Consider the following 15,274-nt stretch of genomic DNA (forward strand, 5'->3'; position numbering starts at 1 on the left):
GGTAAGATATATAGTAACAATAGGGTCAAGCAGTTTTTTCATAAAATGGATGTTTATTTTTTTATACCTAACGTTTCAAGGACAAATCGGCAACGCTCTTCAATCGTATTCTTAGGCACAAGCACAATTTCAAAACCAAACTCTTTGTATACATCTAGGTGAATTTGCTCAAAAATAAGAGCATCTTCATAACTGATTTTGCGAGCGGAAGTTGGTTCAATAAACCCCAAGTTCTCAAAAAAGAATACTTTGTGTTGATAGATACCCGCTTTTAGGCAACGGTCAACTTCAGCTAATAAGATAGGTGAGGGTGTAAAATCACGATGATGCCAATGAGCGGAATAACGTCCCAATGCATAAGCACAAAATGGTGATCGATCAAAAAATTGTAACTCACCTTTAGCATTCAATTGCCTTAATTTTTGTGTTAAGACGATCTTATCTACAAAATCAGCCTGCTCCCATGGGCACATAGTTCCCTTTGCCTGCTCTTCTGCAATGACATCCGTTGCAGATTCAGGAATCACTACATACCCTAATCTTTTTAATGCCAAAATAACAGAAGTTTTTCCACTGCCTGGGGTGCCAGTGAAGATAAAACGATTTGCTTGTTCTAATCTATTCATTTAATTCAAATCTTTTTTGGATCTCTCCATTTATCTCAATGTCTTCAAGAAACATCTTAAGAGGTCGAACCCATAGTTTAAAATCACCGTAAAGCGCTCTGTACACCACCATATCTTCCAAGCTTTCCGAATGCCTGGCGATATCAATTACTTCATACAAATTACCTTTATAATGACGGTATATTCCTTTTTTTATAAAACTCATAGTACCTTCTTCATATAATAACGCTTATGACCTTTAGGGCAGTCATCCAGAACTCCAAACTCTTCATAACCATGTTTGAGATAAAAATCTTTTGCTTGAAAATCAAAGGTATCGAGGTGAATTAAAGTAACTCCTAATTCTTTTGCTTTCTCCTCAACTTTATTGAGTAAAATGGTACCCAAACCTTGGCTGCGATATTTTTCCTCAACAAAAAAGACACTGATGTACATGATTTTCCATATATAAACATCTGAACAAATGCCTGCTATAACTTCATCACCATTTTTGATCGTAACGTTTATATCAATTACTTCAGGTTTTTGTGTGGAAGGAACACACGATTTATTAAACTCAAACAACTTTTGATCTACAATTTTAAATGAATCTTTTGCATTGAACTCCAATTTATAGTTTGTATTTGGTACATACACATCGTGGCTATCAGGTGTTTTTTTAGATACGACATCACTTTCTGCATGCAAATTTTTGGTTAATTTTTTGGTAAACCACAGAATTAAATCATCATCCAAGGGATATGTTTCCCCAGGAATGGTTGGTTTATAACCATAAGTTACCCCTAAACCATCAGGAATATAACCTCGGTTAACATAAAGTCGTTGAGCTTGTCCATATCCTCCATCAGGACCACCATATAACCCAACACCAATACCTACAACATCACACTGACTGGCTGCCTTGTCTTCAGCAGCTGTTAGTAAAGCGCTGCCTATCCCAAGCTTGCGAAAAGCAGGCAATACATTTAAGTCCATAATTTCTGGGACTCCTTTATGAGCAAAGGGTTCATAGTGTGAGGCCCATTTTAGAGTAACATAGCCCGCAATTTGGTCTTGAACATAGGCTACCCAAACTACTCGCTCAGATTGTTGTTGTTCTTGATGGTACCCTTTAAATAAGACGTAAGGTTTTTGCCAAGTTGCTTTTTGAAACGCATCGACCAAAACGGGGATATCAGATAATTCCAGTAGCTTAATGGCAATTGACTGTTGGTTTTCTGCTAAAGCTTCAAGTTGTTTCACCATATACACCATATTCCACTCATACCCTGCAGGTTTTAAATCAAAAAGGGCGTTAAAACCAACTGACTGATAGAATCGGTAGGTTTTAAGGTAATTCTCTTCTGATTCAGAGGGGCTTAGTGTTTCAACAGTTATGGTTTTAGCTCCTTGCGTTTTAGCGAGTTGACAAGCCGCTTCGATTAATTGCTTTCCTACACCTTGACGATGATAATCACGTTTTACAGCCATCCAGTAAATATTGGCATTATTAGGATAAGGAAAATCAATAGAAACGAGGCCGATAGTGTCATCTCCATCTTTCGCCGCAAAATTCGTACGTGTCTTCACACCTATTTCGTAGTGCTCATTAGCTTCTGGTAAACCAAAGTATTCAGGTAGATCCTTTGTAATTGTTCGGCACAATGATTTGGCCAGTTCACCCGTTATTTTTTCGATTTGAATCATAGTATTTTCCCTACCGCAGTATCTCTCGCATCACCTTCATAGCCATCCGGATCGTCAAATGGCATGTCGATATAACCATTATTTCTATAAAATCTTAGCGCATCCGGTGAAGACTCCACGTGCAAGCTTTGATACCCTTGGTTTTTGAGCCACTTTTCACATAATGCCAAGAATTGGCTACCGTATTGATGGTTTCTTTTTTCCTCATCAATCACAATGATACGCAAAGCTGCTCTCTTGTGAGGCCATAATTGCAGATGGGCATAACCAATGATGTCGCCTCCTTGAGATAAAACAAAATGAACATGAGCATCATGCTCAAAAGTCCAAGTGTAAGGGTCAGACAGCCCTGCTTTATCAAAAAAATAGAATTGTCTGAAATGACGGACTTTATCCCATTCTCGCGGCGTTAATGCCTTCACCACTCTTAATCCATTAAACCCTGCTTTTTTATCAATTGTTGCAATAAAATCTTCTTTGCCCAAGCAATATGCAGTAATATCATAGGGATGTTGATGGGCTAACTCTTGTTTTAAACAAGCATAAGCCTCTCTATCTTCTGGATGTGCTCTCATCCAATCCCTAAATTTTAAATGCCGCTCGATTTCGGAGTTTCCACGTTCAAAAATATGAGCATGATGTGTTCTTAGATTATATCCCTTTTGGAAATAGCGGCGAAAAGGAATACCGTATTCTCCTTTTGCTTCATAGCCAAGTACCTGCATAGCAGCATTGGCACTGTCTACTTTGCTAATATCTAAAACAACTGGAATCATATCGATGATTGGTTTTGCAGCTAAGCCAGGTACTGATGTGGAACCGATATGATGAATTTCAATACAATTACCACCTAATGCTTTTTTAATTCCCTCTGCTTCTTGTTCAAATTGTATAGGCCAATTCGAATCATAAGGAACTACTTCGATGAGCCGTTGTTCTTGTTTTCCTGACATCATTTATTCTCTCTCTTGAATATGCTGAACCATTTCATCCACAAATGCAGTGACTTCTTGATAGGTTTTATCAATCAAGTCATGACTTGCATCACTGAGTTCAGCTTTAGTTAATGCTCGTTGAATTAAAACTTGCCATTTTGGGAATTGATTTTTAGCCCAGACTCCTGCTTTTAATTTAGAGCATTGTTCCTTTTGGTGAAGAACATATAAGGCTCTGCATAACGTTAATACAACATAATATTGGTACCCTAAAGAATTTCTGGTATGGATAACCCAATCTTGCCATTCAATGGCTTGTTTTTTGACATGCTCTATAAACTCACTGTTTGAGACAGGAGCTATAATCGTTTTTGGTGATGGGCCGTATAGAATGAGGCTATTTCTTTGTAATAAATAGTAATTAATAAGCCAGTCAGTCCCCGCCTGTTTGAGGTGAAACGGTTCCCCTGGGCTAATGACAGCAATTTGACCTGGTTCTGTCTTAAAATGTTGTAACATTCTATAAGATGCATAAGCCACTTCAATTCGGTCATTCCAAGTTGGAAAATTCTGAACAAGATTGGTATGCAAATCATCTAAAGCCGAGAATTCTTCTGGTGTCATTTCTTGGTTTAATGCTACAAAAACATCAATGTCGCTGGTTGTTTCATCAAAATCACCCCAGACGAATGAACCATACACGTAAACGCCCAACAAATGTTCTTTTAAAATCGATTGCAAGCCGGATAGTAAGTCACTAAGTAAATGATGCACTACCCCAAATTCTGTATGTGAGTTATTCATTTACTACCCCACTATCCACTAAGTCATCAGACTCTTCTTTTCGTTCATCTGGTAAAAACCCACCTACCTGGGCATCCCACAGAGTTTTGTACAACCCACCGCGATCTAGTAGTTCAGCATGTGTCCCGTCTTCGATAATATGGCCTTTATCGAATACTAAAATTCGGTCCATATGCAGCAGAGTCGATAAACGATGAGCAACGACCAGGGTTGTTTTTCCCTGCATCAAATCCCAGAGACTCTCTTGAATATTGGATTCTGTAATGGAATCAAGCTGAGACGTGGCTTCATCCAGCATTAAAATCGGAGCATTTTTTAAGATGGCTCGGGCAATCGCAATACGCTGGCGCTGACCACCTGAAAGTTTAACCCCACGCTCACCGACCAAAGTTTCATAACCTTCTGGCAAAAGACTGATGAATTCATGCGCATGGGCTTTCTTGGAAGCCGAAATGACCTCCTCATCCGAGGCTTTTGTCCTACCATAACGAATATTATCCATCAGACTTCGATGAAAAAGTGTTGGGTCTTGAGGAATCATAGCAATGGCTTGCCTTAAACTCTCTTGAGTCACTTCGGATAGGTTTTGACCATCGATTAGAATTTGCCCATCCACTACTTCATAAAGTCGCAAAATCAAATTAACAAAAGTGGACTTGCCGCTTCCTGAATAGCCCACTAACCCCACTTTTTGACCTGCTTCAATTGTTACCGACTTATTCTGGAACAGGGAGTAACCACCCTGGTAATGAAATTTTACTTTGGAAAATTCAACTCGTCCTTGCGTGACCACTAATTGGGATGCATTGTTTTTATCTTGTATCTCATGGGGGATGACCAATGCATTTAAACTTTGTCTTGCCTTGCCTAAGGCTTGGTTAAATTGGTCCACTTGGTACATGGTGTACCACATCATATGCCCCAATTCCATGGAAAGTCCAAGAATCAAAGCAAAATCACCAATGCTCACCAATCCCTTGCCATACAAGTGAATTAAGGTAATCGAGGCCAGGCCCATCATTACCGCAATCATTCCACCTTGCGCGCAACATAACAAAACAATAAACAGCTCTTTTCTTTGAAAAGCCCGTTGTACCAAGCGAAAAAACGTGTTCATACGTTCCACTTCGTAGATTTTGCGTGAAAAAATACGAATATTGGATTGATTCGCCAGGCTATCTACTAATTGTCCAGAAAGCTGCGATTCAGAATTTGCATGGTCATCGGACAATTGAACCAATCGTGCCGACATCCAAATACTAAATGAGGCAAAGGCAATAAACCAAAAAAATAAAATATAAAAGAACAAGACATTAACAAAATAGGCTGTAATAAATGAAACCACTAACAATGAAGCACCACGAAGAAAGTCGACAGACACGCGATGCAAAATAATCTCAAGATTATCAGCAAGAGTCGTAATTTGTGTGGCAATTCGCCCGGATAGATTATCCTGAAAAAATTGCGTACTACTTCCCAACACATACTCAAACATTTGGCTAATAATTTGGTTTTTAATCACCGCTTCATATTTATAGTTCAAGTACCCGATTGTTCGCCAGGTGATATTGTCAAAAACAATAAAGTTCACTACCAAAAGTCCTGCGATCCAATACAAAGAGGAGAAATCCGTACTTGTTTTTTCCGCCAAGGTATTAATAAGGGATTTAATCAATAAACTATTAAACGGCCCCCAAAATCCAGCCATTAAAGCAAGCAGGATAAATAAAAAAACCATGCGTCGATACGGTTTTAAAAAATGCCACATAAAAGAGCCTATGTGGTTAGGCAAACGATGAGTCATGATGAATACCCTTGCGATTGTTCCCCATTGAAATGATGTATTTTCCCTTGATAAATGTGATATCTGGTTTCAATGTGAATGGAATCTAAAAAATCATAATCGTGAGAAATAACCAACATTGCGCCTGGAAATTCACGTAATACTTCAATGATATGAGCACGTGTTTCCAAATCCACATTGTTGGTTACCTCATCTAAAATAAGTAGCTTAGGCGGATTGGCAGCAATTAGCGCTAAAGAAAGCCTTGCCTTTTCACCTCCAGAAAGATATTTAACCTTTATTTCTACCTCGATGTTTTTGCGAAATAAAAAGTCATTCAAATGGACACGAAGTTCAGCATGAGAAGCATGGGGCATCTGAGCTTTCATCAAATCCAGAACTGTTTCGTCACAATCCAGATGTTGATAATGCTGATCGAGATACCCAACTGTATTGCGCTCGGGAAGAGTCCACTCACCTGTTCTCTTAATGTGACTATCACCCAAGAGCGCTTTGACAAAAGTGGACTTCCCTGATGCGTTGTCCCCATACAATGCCGCCCGTTCGCGGCCATTTAAGTGAAAATGAATCCCTTCAAGAATCACTTCGAAAGCCTCGTAGGCAATAGAAGCGTCTTGAATCCTGATTAAGGGTTTATGGTGATCAAGACCGTTTAATTTAAATTTGGGCTTAATCGTTTCCGGAAGGTTTAAAGAAGAAAGCTCTTCAAGCACCTGTTGTTTTTTATGATTAATCTGACTTAATCGTTTATTTCCTGTTGTCAATGCATTGGCGAGCTTTGTATGAGACCGAATCGTTGGCCATTTACGCTGCGCTATCTTTTTTTCACCCTGAACACGAGAACGTTTATTCTGTTCTTGTTCTCTCATTAGAGAAAGATGTGATTCTTTCTTCTCACGTGAAATCCGTGATAATTCCTGTTCAATCGATGCTTTCTTGTCTTTAAGTATTTGCTGATAATCACAATAAGCCCCTCTAAATACACTCACTTGACCCAAATCAATATGCCATAGAGTATCTGCGACTGTATTGATGAGCTCCGTATCATGAGAAGCAATAACCAACGTCCCCGGATAATGCAGGAGCTTGCGCATTAAAGAACGACGATTGCGTCTGTCCAGATAATTTGTGGGCTCATCCAACAACAACACATTCGGATCTTCAGACAATATTTTGGTTAATGCTTGGTTTAATCGTTGACCACCACTTAAATGAGGACACTCTTCAATCACTTGGGGTAAATAGCCAATACGAACATCCTGTGGCACTTTAATTTCGCCAGCAGAAGCCGAACAAAGACCACCAAGCATCTTCAGTAAGGTTGATTTTCCTGATCCATTTCGGCCAATCAGTGCAATACGCTCACCAAAGTGAATTTCACCACTGAAGTCTTGAAAACAGATTTTATGCGGATAGATAAGACCTAGGTCTTTAAATTGAATCGGTTTATGGTGCATGGTTTACTCTTAAGCATGTCTTTTAGGACAATAAAAAAATAGAAAATCATTTTTGATTTTCTCTCTTTGCCCTGTAGAAGGGCGTACTTAAGATGTAATTTTCATGGCGTTATAAACCTACTTTTGATGGTTTTTCACATTATTTCAAATTTTAAAGCAAAATAATCACTAAAGTCAATATGAATTTTTGACTGCAACGGAGTGTACATAACTGGGTATTTAAGCAATCGAAAAGGCATTAATAGATCAGGTTTGGATTGATGCTCTAAAAGAAAATAAAGATAGGCTTTTTTATTGTCTATAGTTGTTTTATAACACATCAACTTCAGACTCTTGACGTACCTCATTAATATAGGAGCGAGGCTGCATTTCTAATTTAGAAAAATCAATGCGCTCGCGTTATCATGTGGCAACCAAGCGTTCAAAAAATCACGTGCAACCCGAAGGTCTGCCATAGCTGTTCGAAAAAATTGATCGTGTGGGTTAGTAATTTGGGTTTTATTTTTTCATTCTGTGGCTGATCGAGATCTGAAATACCAGCCCCCGTATTATTGCTATTAAATCAAATAAAAATTTCCCGAAAAGATTATTTTTTTGATGATTTATATGATGTAGCAACTTCAAGAAGAGCTGATATTTTTGGACCTTCCAACTATAATATTTAAGAGTAGTGATAGCACTTTATCATAAATAAAAACCATATTCTATTGATAGTAAAAACAAGGGATTTTAAAAAAGGGTAAAATTTATCACAGGGGTGTACCCTTGTGATATCGGAACGTCTTTTTTTGAAATTATGTGTGATCGCTCGGTTTTAGTCATTGTTCTCTTGATTTTTTAGAGACTTTAATAAGAAAAGGCTGAAATCAAATAGCTGAATTTGTTTAAATAATTTCGAGATCCTCATTGAGCGTTTATTATTACGGGGAAGAAAAATAATTGTTTGGTCATAAAACGGTCGTGGGGCAGGGTATAATCCAACTGGAGCACCAAAATGTTCACATTCTTCACTAATAAAGAACCAGTCTTTACTATTTACAGAAAAAAGATCAAATTGATTTAATAAAGAAAATACGGACTGTGAGTCTAAATGAACTGTATATAGTCGACCGCAAACAGGAAATTTTTTATTTAATTTTAAGGCAAGATATCGGGCTGCTGAAAAATGATGAGATCCCCCACTATTACATAAATGAATGCGGTTGTTATCCCATGCATAGCAATAAAATGAAAGGTTATTGAATATTCGTCCACCCTCCCATCGCAAATTTTTGTTTAAATTTTGTTCTGATATGTCGGCGATTAAATTATGGTTAACTGTTGTTGCGAAATCATCAAGGGTTTTAAACAGGCTCAGATCTGATTTTGATGCGCCAAGGCAATCAATATCGCGAATATCACACCACCAATTTTCTGTTTCATTAACTGTAACGATATATTCTAGTTCTGGAATATATTGTAGCGTTGAGTCGTATTTTTTCCTTAGATTCAGGGTATATTTTTTATCAAAATAAAAACTATCCCACCTGTTCCAATGAATTATTTGATCCGAGCTAGCCGTTTGGGGAGGTGTTTTTAATAACATTTGTAGCTGAGAGTGGCTTTTGATTTTTTTTATAAATCTTGATGGGTGTAAAAAACCTTCTTGTATTGAATCAACAATTAAATTAAGTACAGTCCCCATGCTAATCCTTTGATTAGACCTGCGTTCAACTAGCTCAAAAGTTATAAAATAATGTCAAAGAAGTATTCCATTTACTATTGATGAAATACTGTTTTTTAGTTGTTCCCATTATATATTTAAAGTGCTCATGTTTTTTTTGTCCTAAAAGGAGTTGTGTAGTTGGCTGAAATATCATTAGCCTCTAACTTGTATTGAGCCAGATGTTGTTTGACAGTTTGACTGTCTTCAAACTTATTATCAGTGGCTATAGATTTTATAAATTGACGAGTGTTATTAACTAACTTTTCTAATAAGCCCTTATTCATTATTTTTATATTTACACTTGGAGAACACGCATACTCAAAACAAGCAGATAGATGAATCATAATCGGTACACATTTAGCACCATTGCCATAATTGTTATTAAACCAAACTTCAGAACCATTCAGCTGATTACAATCGTGTTTGCAAATAAGATCAGTGGTTGCTCCATTTTTACATTCAATAACTAGAAATTTTAAATCATCCAACAGCCAGAGATTATCAGGCCCTTTTCCATAATCATTTTCTGGGCGTTGGCCTATAAAGCCAAGAAGGTATGCTAACTCTTTAATAGCATCCTCAAATACATTTGCAGTGCCTTCACTAAATATAAGTTTTGAAAATACTCCCTCTGCATAGATAATCAGTTTGTTTCCATCTTTAAATTTTTCTTTTAAATAGGTCGAGCATTTTATTGCTTGTGATCCGATATGATTTTGTAGTGGTCTATAACAAATGCCTTCGATGGGTTTAAGAACTCTTAAATTGTCAGATATAGCCGATAGCTGTGTTTTTTGCGACTCCACTTTATCGTACTTATTTATATACTCCGCCATGTATTGTTTTAAAACGCCTCTTAATAAAAGATCTTCATTTGACCTATTGATTTCATTTAAAATTCTTCTTGCTGCTTCTTGTGGTTTCCCAGAGCGATCTAAATCGTACGCTTCTCTTAACGCAATTTTTATTGAGTCAGATTCATTTTGATTGGAATAATTTAAGTCAGCCATAATACCTCTGCTTAACTTAACCCATTGTGGATCTCTTTTTAGGCAGTAGTTTATGACGGTTTTAACCTCATTAGCGCCCTTATCTTTTATTTGGTCTGCTATTTGTTCTGATAGCTCTAATTGAGCTTTTGTCGCGGGAGAAAATAGTTTTAAGGTTTCTCCCATATAAAGCTGAGAAGTAAGATCTTTTCCCATAAGAAAAATGACACAATAATCATCATTAGATCTAATTCCCCTCCCCATTCCTTGTTCCACTTTATGAACAATTTGATTTACTCTGTTCGAACTACCTGAAAGCTCACTCTGGCGAATTTTATCAATACTATTTCGGGCTGTTGGTAATCCATCTATAACTAACAAGCGGCAAGCATTTTCGGGTAAATCAATCCCATCATACTTGTTAACTAAAATTGTTAAGCCAATATGAGTGGTTTTAAGTTGTTCAATCCCTTGAAGTATACTGTCTTTATTTAAAATGAGATCCGCTGCATCTTCCCAAAACTCCACTCGTTTGTTGGATGGGACAATAACTACCACGTTATATTCTTTGGATAATTCCACACATAGTTCTTTAACATCACTATCGAACATATTGGTATTAAGAGCTTGTGGTAATAGGATTAATCGGTCACCGACATCCCCCGCTGAATCTGGAGTTATAGGGGTATTAAGGTATTGAGGGCTTACACCAAAATGGGTCGCTAAGACGCTATCGTCCGATAGTGTGGCGGTCATAAATATTTTTCTTGATGCATTACTAAGAGACGGAATCACATCAATCGGAATACAATTACTTGTAATTTCAATGTGATGCTTACTGATCACGCAACTGCATCGTTCCAAATTTTCTTTTATTAATGCCCATTTAAATTTTATTTCTTCATTATTTTTGTTTTCAATTAAAACTTGCATTACATTGCTTAGATTTTCTTGCCAGTGCCAATATGGGATCAATATGTAGGCAAAAGGATCGCCCGCTTTAATCTCCAAATATTTGGCTTCCGACTGGCTTTTCATTGCCTCTTCAAAAATGCTAAATATTTTTTCATGTGCCGGGTTAGAGGATGATACATTCAACGTGAATTGCTCTTCAACTGCATTTACACATGCGTGAGCATCATCAATAAGAAGTGTTTTAATGGGTATTCTGATTCCTTCATCCCCAACGCCAAATACTGATTTTCCGTTAATTAATTTATATATATTAGTTACTAAAATGGCTTTCCCTTTTAAAAAACTCTCATTTTCAGGGTTATCTACAGCATTTAATCCAAGATCTTTTGCTTCGGATAAAACTTGCTCTACTAAAAAATTATCTGGAACAATGTAAACTACAGGCCAATTCTTCTCATTCAAGCAACTTTTTAAAATTAAGAGGCCAACCACTGTTTTACCGCCGCCTGTATTCATTTTTATGACCAGGTTTCGTTCCTCTTTTCGGTCAAACCACTTGCTCCATACTTGAGATTGCACATCGCGGGGATAATGGAATTTGTTTGATTTTTTATTGGGTAACGCATTAAAAATTTCTCTCGGTTTTAAAACAGTATCAACAGTTTGTCCCGTACCCAGTTTGGAAAAATCTAATGCCATTTAATGTCCTTTAAAGTTTACTGTTAATCCATATTGGCCAAAGAATAATTAGGCCTGTAATTGCAATTTTAAGTGCATGTTCAGCGCATCAGCAACCTTAACCAAAGTTTCTAATGATGGAATAAATGAACTATTGCCACTTTCAAGGCGAGAAATAACCGATTGTTTGGTTCCAATTTTATTAGCCAATTCAGATTGCGTCATATGTCGCTTTTTACGGGCATTTACAATCATTACTGCTATATTATTAATAATTTGCTCACGCTCATAGTGCTTGGCAAATTCTTCATCTTGATTGATTTTATCGTCAATAAATTCATTTAAGGTAAGTGCTTTCATTCTCGTATACCTCCATCATTCGTTTTTCAGCCAGTTCAATTTCTTGCTTTGGCGCTTTTTGTGATTGTTTTTTATAGGCATGTAAAAGAACGATGATTTCTTTTTGAATGCACACATAAAAAAACCGATAACCACTGCGCGATGTTTTAATTTTAATTTCCCAAAGCGAGCCTTTAATTTGCCTGAATTGTACCCGTGGGCTATCAAAACCCAGTTCTTCAACATTTTTTAAACAACCAGCAAGTCGCGCGATTTCATCGGACGGCAAATCATTTAGAAATTCCGCCACAGGGTTTTTGCCTGATTGCTTTTGGTAAAATTTTATTCTCATAGTATTTTATAGCATAAATGTGATAATTTGAAAAGTATTTAACTAAAATCAGTCATGGAATTTAGTTTGCTGTTTAATGCTTCTGAATCATTTAATGACTCTAGGGTATGAAGCAGCTCTTTGATTGGCCTATTATTTTTTAGTAAAGGATTAGCCCACAAAAATAAGATATCGTCATCAACTAATATTTTTTGCACTATATCTGGTTTTTCTTCCAGTAAAATCTCTACAGCGCAAGCCACTAACCATTTCGAGGTTGATAGTTCACCTTTTGCGATTTCTTCAATGGTTTTTGGAGCAATACTTTTATCTTTATTAAAAAGCATCCTGGCTTTTTGGTGCAGTTTTTCTGATTTGTTATGAATGGATAATAATTCAGAGAATACCGCCTGTATTTTCAAGGAAACATCTGTTTTTACATTTTCGGATAATCCTAGTTGATTAAGCAGTGTCAGCGCTTGCTGTTTTTTGTCATCAGGAAGGCTTGCTGTCTTTATTTTAAGTTGCCCAATAGCGGCACTTATCATGGCATCATAAATATTCAAGTTAATGTGATCTTCAAAACATAACTTGCTTAGTACATCAATAGCGTCAATAAAACTACCGGGTAATCGGATCCTAAAATCTTTTTGTTCGGACAGAGCTTTTGTGGAAAAGTAATGCTCAATAGCCACTAGATTATTCATGTAGTGCTTTAATTCAATAGTTTCTTCCTGGCTTAATTTATCCCAACTATCGAATTCATCGCAGTTATTTGCTTGAAATGAACCATAGGTTGTTTTTTTATCGGCTGATTGCACGTGAACTCTAGGTGGTTTATTCATGTTTGCTTTAACGGCAAACGATAGTTTTTTCATGAATCTACTCCAGTTAATGGCCTACTCCCCACGGTATGGAGTAGGGCAATAGTCAGTATTTATAATCGGGTATTCTTTCTATTCTGTTATCAATGAATTCAACCAGTTGATCGCAATAGACTCCTTTCATCGGTTTATAGGGTATCACTGGCCACACCAGCATGTCTGAGAAGTCTTTGTTAAGGTAAAAGGAAATATTGTATAAGTCTTGCGCCTCATCCAACTCGATACAGACAAAACCATCTAAATAACGCGCATGAACTCTTATGGCAAGCGCATTAGACGATAGTTCATACCATTTAGATACGCCCCACGACCAAACGATCGTTTTATTCGTGTGCAGCAATTGTTGCTGGATAATTTCTGGAATAGTCATTGAGTTCTCCTGTGTTTTTACTATGTGTCATTAAGACATGAACAGTATAACAAGGGCAGCAATTAATATCAATATATTTTATAAATTTATTTTATCATTATGTTTTATAAATATTATTGACAACTTTACGATTTTTTGAGATACTGTATTTGTTCCTTGAGAACAATAGTAAAAACATAGGAGAAAACATCATGTTACCCATTTTATCAAAAGAAAAACTATTTAAATTAGCCCCTTCCATATTCACACAAGATAGTTCGTACAAAACAAGTCCTCAGTACTCACCGATCTCAACAGAGCAAATCATTGAAAAATTAATGTCAGAAGGGTTTTTTCCGACTTGGGCAACTCAGACTAAAAGCCAGAATCAAGAATCGAAAGCATTTGCAAAACACATGCTCCGTTTTCAACGTCATGATGTCATGCAAAATAATCAGGGGCTTTATCCAGAACTTGTTCTTATTAATTCTCATGATGGCCTCTCTTCTTATCGCCTAATGGCGGGTCTTTTTCGGGTTGTGTGTGCTAATGGAATGATTGCAGGGCAATCGTATGACGAAATTAGAATTAAACATCAGGGCGATGTTATTGGAAATGTTATTGAAGGTACTTATAAAGTGATTGAAACCGCGAACAAGATGCTCGATGTATCAGATGATATGGCTTCGATTCATCTAAATGATGATGAAAAAATGATTTTTGCTGAAGCTGCTCATTCTCTAAAATTTTCTGATGAAGAGGGAGCAATGATTGTTGCTCCTGAGCGTTTATTGCAACCAAGGCGTTATGTGGATCAAAAAGATAATGATTTGTTTACGGTGTTTAATGTCCTGCAAGAAAATTTAATTAAAGGAGGGATCCGTGGCCATCGTTTAAATAAATACGGTTACACCACTCGAACTAAAACGAGAGAAGTAAAAGCCATTGATCAAAATGTAAAATTAAATCGTGCCTTGTGGACTCTTACGGAAAAAATGATGGAAATAAAAAGGTAACGGAATTTTTTTAGAGGCAAAGAAAAATCCCTTTGCCTCATCCTGAAAATAGCGTGTTAACAACAGCAATATGAAAGGAACATTGGTAAAATTAAGACTATACCACGGACGCAATACCCCAGAACAAGAAATGGATGATTGGGGCTTTGAAGGAGCAACACTTTTTGGTGTTGATGGCATTATCTGGACATACGGAGTTCCCAGAGTGTTTTTTATTAATGATGATTATTTTAATATAGCCAAGGAGGTAACAGAATGGGATGAGATTGCTGATGGTTTAGAGATGCGTGTTTATGAGGATTTAATTAAAACTAAAGAGGGGTACTTTGGGGATTGGGAATTAATTTGAATATAAGTGGTATTTTTTTGCTATTCTTTTTCCCTCTTTTTGTTAATTTTATATCTTATATATGCGTTGATAATTAATAGTATGTTAATTGATAAGATCACAGAATAATAAAAAATTCTGTGATCTAAAATTAGAGCATCCAATTTATTGATGATTAAAAATAAAAAAATCTTGATGTAAGAAAAAATAGCGTTAATATTAATCAGAATAATAATCACTAAAAATAACGCCACCTTCCGTTTTATTAAAGAAAAAAATAACATTATTGAATGTGTTTTTATTTGTAAGGATCTAATATTCATTCTAGGAAAGTGATATAGGCGCAGATTTTTGGACGAAAAAAGGGAGATTTTAAGAGCTATTCTTCTAAGAATTATTGGAGAATAGAATGACTAAAAAGCGCAATT

14 protein-coding genes and 2 pseudogenes are annotated in these 15,274 nt (G+C 36.5%); 2 read left to right on the forward strand and 14 right to left on the reverse strand.

Annotated features, from left to right (window positions below):
- Positions 1-53: 53 nt before the first annotated feature.
- The 14 genes and pseudogenes from B5D33_RS15500 to B5D33_RS15565 form a co-directional block, all read right to left on the reverse strand.
- Positions 54-626 (reverse strand): AAA family ATPase, encoded by a 573-nt coding sequence (locus tag B5D33_RS15500; protein ID WP_058452983.1) that lies wholly within the window; start codon positions 624-626, stop codon positions 54-56.
- Positions 619-831 (reverse strand): DUF1653 domain-containing protein, encoded by a 213-nt coding sequence (locus B5D33_RS15505; protein WP_058452984.1) that lies wholly within the window; start codon positions 829-831, stop codon positions 619-621. Before B5D33_RS15505 ends, B5D33_RS15500 begins: the two co-directional genes overlap by 8 nt.
- Positions 828-2,312: a GNAT family N-acetyltransferase gene (locus B5D33_RS15510; RefSeq protein WP_058452985.1), complete on the reverse strand. Its 1,485-nt coding sequence runs from the start codon at positions 2,310-2,312 to the stop codon at positions 828-830. The genes B5D33_RS15505 and B5D33_RS15510 overlap by 4 nt, the downstream gene beginning before the upstream one ends.
- A complete protein-coding gene (locus tag B5D33_RS15515) occupies positions 2,309-3,265 on the reverse strand; it encodes a bifunctional GrpB family protein/GNAT family N-acetyltransferase (protein WP_058453069.1) in 957 nt (318 codons plus the stop codon). Before B5D33_RS15515 ends, B5D33_RS15510 begins: the two co-directional genes overlap by 4 nt.
- Before the next feature lie 3 nt (positions 3,266-3,268).
- Positions 3,269-4,051, reverse strand: coding sequence for a nucleotidyltransferase domain-containing protein (locus B5D33_RS15520; protein WP_058452986.1), 783 nt, complete (start codon positions 4,049-4,051; stop codon positions 3,269-3,271).
- On the reverse strand, positions 4,044-5,855 hold the full coding sequence (locus B5D33_RS15525) for an ABC transporter ATP-binding protein (RefSeq protein WP_065240027.1): 1,812 nt from the start codon (positions 5,853-5,855) through the stop codon (positions 4,044-4,046). The genes B5D33_RS15520 and B5D33_RS15525 overlap by 8 nt, the downstream gene beginning before the upstream one ends.
- A pseudogene (locus tag B5D33_RS15530) lies at positions 5,836-7,312 on the reverse strand (ABC-F family ATP-binding cassette domain-containing protein). Before B5D33_RS15530 ends, B5D33_RS15525 begins: the two are co-directional and overlap by 20 nt.
- A 134-nt stretch (positions 7,313-7,446) precedes the next feature.
- A pseudogene (locus B5D33_RS17105) lies at positions 7,447-7,803 on the reverse strand (Rpn family recombination-promoting nuclease/putative transposase).
- 323 nt (positions 7,804-8,126) lie between these two features.
- The gene (locus tag B5D33_RS15540; RefSeq protein WP_058452990.1) at positions 8,127-8,996 is read right to left on the reverse strand and encodes a DUF6685 family protein; all 870 of its coding nucleotides are present in this window, start codon (positions 8,994-8,996) and stop codon (positions 8,127-8,129) included.
- 125 nt (positions 8,997-9,121) lie between these two features.
- Positions 9,122-11,620 (reverse strand): helicase C-terminal domain-containing protein, encoded by a 2,499-nt coding sequence (locus B5D33_RS15545; RefSeq protein WP_042238325.1) that lies wholly within the window; start codon positions 11,618-11,620, stop codon positions 9,122-9,124.
- Between the two features lie 48 nt (positions 11,621-11,668).
- Positions 11,669-11,959, reverse strand: a complete 291-nt coding sequence (locus tag B5D33_RS15550) for a helix-turn-helix domain-containing protein (RefSeq protein WP_021460513.1) — start codon at positions 11,957-11,959, stop codon at positions 11,669-11,671.
- A complete protein-coding gene (locus B5D33_RS15555) occupies positions 11,937-12,248 on the reverse strand; it encodes a type II toxin-antitoxin system RelE/ParE family toxin (RefSeq protein ID WP_234802532.1) in 312 nt (103 codons plus the stop codon). Before B5D33_RS15555 ends, B5D33_RS15550 begins: the two co-directional genes overlap by 23 nt.
- An 80-nt stretch (positions 12,249-12,328) precedes the next feature.
- Positions 12,329-13,147 carry a hypothetical protein gene (locus tag B5D33_RS16920; RefSeq protein ID WP_042238329.1) on the reverse strand — a complete coding sequence of 273 codons (819 nt, stop codon included), beginning with the start codon at positions 13,145-13,147 and terminating at the stop codon, positions 12,329-12,331.
- 52 nt (positions 13,148-13,199) lie between these two features.
- Positions 13,200-13,523: a hypothetical protein gene (locus B5D33_RS15565; RefSeq protein ID WP_042238332.1), complete on the reverse strand. Its 324-nt coding sequence runs from the start codon at positions 13,521-13,523 to the stop codon at positions 13,200-13,202.
- Positions 13,524-13,714: 191 nt separating this feature from the next.
- On the opposite strand from B5D33_RS15565, the gene B5D33_RS15570 reads away from it, so the two are divergent.
- Together B5D33_RS15570 and B5D33_RS15575 are read left to right on the forward strand one after the other, a co-directional pair.
- A complete protein-coding gene (locus B5D33_RS15570; RefSeq protein ID WP_042238334.1) occupies positions 13,715-14,518 on the forward strand; it encodes a DUF932 domain-containing protein in 804 nt (267 codons plus the stop codon).
- 70 nt (positions 14,519-14,588) lie between these two features.
- Positions 14,589-14,867 (forward strand): hypothetical protein, encoded by a 279-nt coding sequence (locus tag B5D33_RS15575; RefSeq protein ID WP_058452992.1) that lies wholly within the window; start codon positions 14,589-14,591, stop codon positions 14,865-14,867.
- Positions 14,868-15,274 lie beyond the last annotated feature (407 nt).

The organism is Legionella maceachernii (assembly GCF_900167045.1).
GTDB lineage: Bacteria > Pseudomonadota > Gammaproteobacteria > Legionellales > Legionellaceae > Tatlockia > Tatlockia maceachernii.

Bases quoted from the DNA above. Each gene is read 5' to 3' on its own strand.
- B5D33_RS15510 (WP_058452985.1), bottom strand. From the start codon at position 2,312: ATGATTCAAATCGAAAAAATAACGGGTGAACTGGCCAAATCATTGTGC.
- B5D33_RS15565 (WP_042238332.1), bottom strand. From the start codon at position 13,523: ATGACTATTCCAGAAATTATCCAGCAACAATTGCTGCACACGAATAAA.
- B5D33_RS15545 (WP_042238325.1), bottom strand. From the start codon at position 11,620: ATGGCATTAGATTTTTCCAAACTGGGTACGGGACAAACTGTTGATACT.
- B5D33_RS15525 (WP_065240027.1), bottom strand. From the start codon at position 5,855: ATGACTCATCGTTTGCCTAACCACATAGGCTCTTTTATGTGGCATTTT.
- B5D33_RS15505 (WP_058452984.1), bottom strand. From the start codon at position 831: ATGAGTTTTATAAAAAAAGGAATATACCGTCATTATAAAGGTAATTTG.
- B5D33_RS15570 (WP_042238334.1), top strand. From the start codon at position 13,715: ATGTTACCCATTTTATCAAAAGAAAAACTATTTAAATTAGCCCCTTCC.
- B5D33_RS15515 (WP_058453069.1), bottom strand. From the start codon at position 3,265: ATGTCAGGAAAACAAGAACAACGGCTCATCGAAGTAGTTCCTTATGAT.
- B5D33_RS15500 (WP_058452983.1), bottom strand. From the start codon at position 626: ATGAATAGATTAGAACAAGCAAATCGTTTTATCTTCACTGGCACCCCA.
- B5D33_RS15540 (WP_058452990.1), bottom strand. From the start codon at position 8,996: ATGGGGACTGTACTTAATTTAATTGTTGATTCAATACAAGAAGGTTTT.
- B5D33_RS16920 (WP_042238329.1), bottom strand. From the start codon at position 13,147: ATGAAAAAACTATCGTTTGCCGTTAAAGCAAACATGAATAAACCACCT.
- B5D33_RS15550 (WP_021460513.1), bottom strand. From the start codon at position 11,959: ATGAAAGCACTTACCTTAAATGAATTTATTGACGATAAAATCAATCAA.
- B5D33_RS15520 (WP_058452986.1), bottom strand. From the start codon at position 4,051: ATGAATAACTCACATACAGAATTTGGGGTAGTGCATCATTTACTTAGT.
- B5D33_RS15575 (WP_058452992.1), top strand. From the start codon at position 14,589: ATGAAAGGAACATTGGTAAAATTAAGACTATACCACGGACGCAATACC.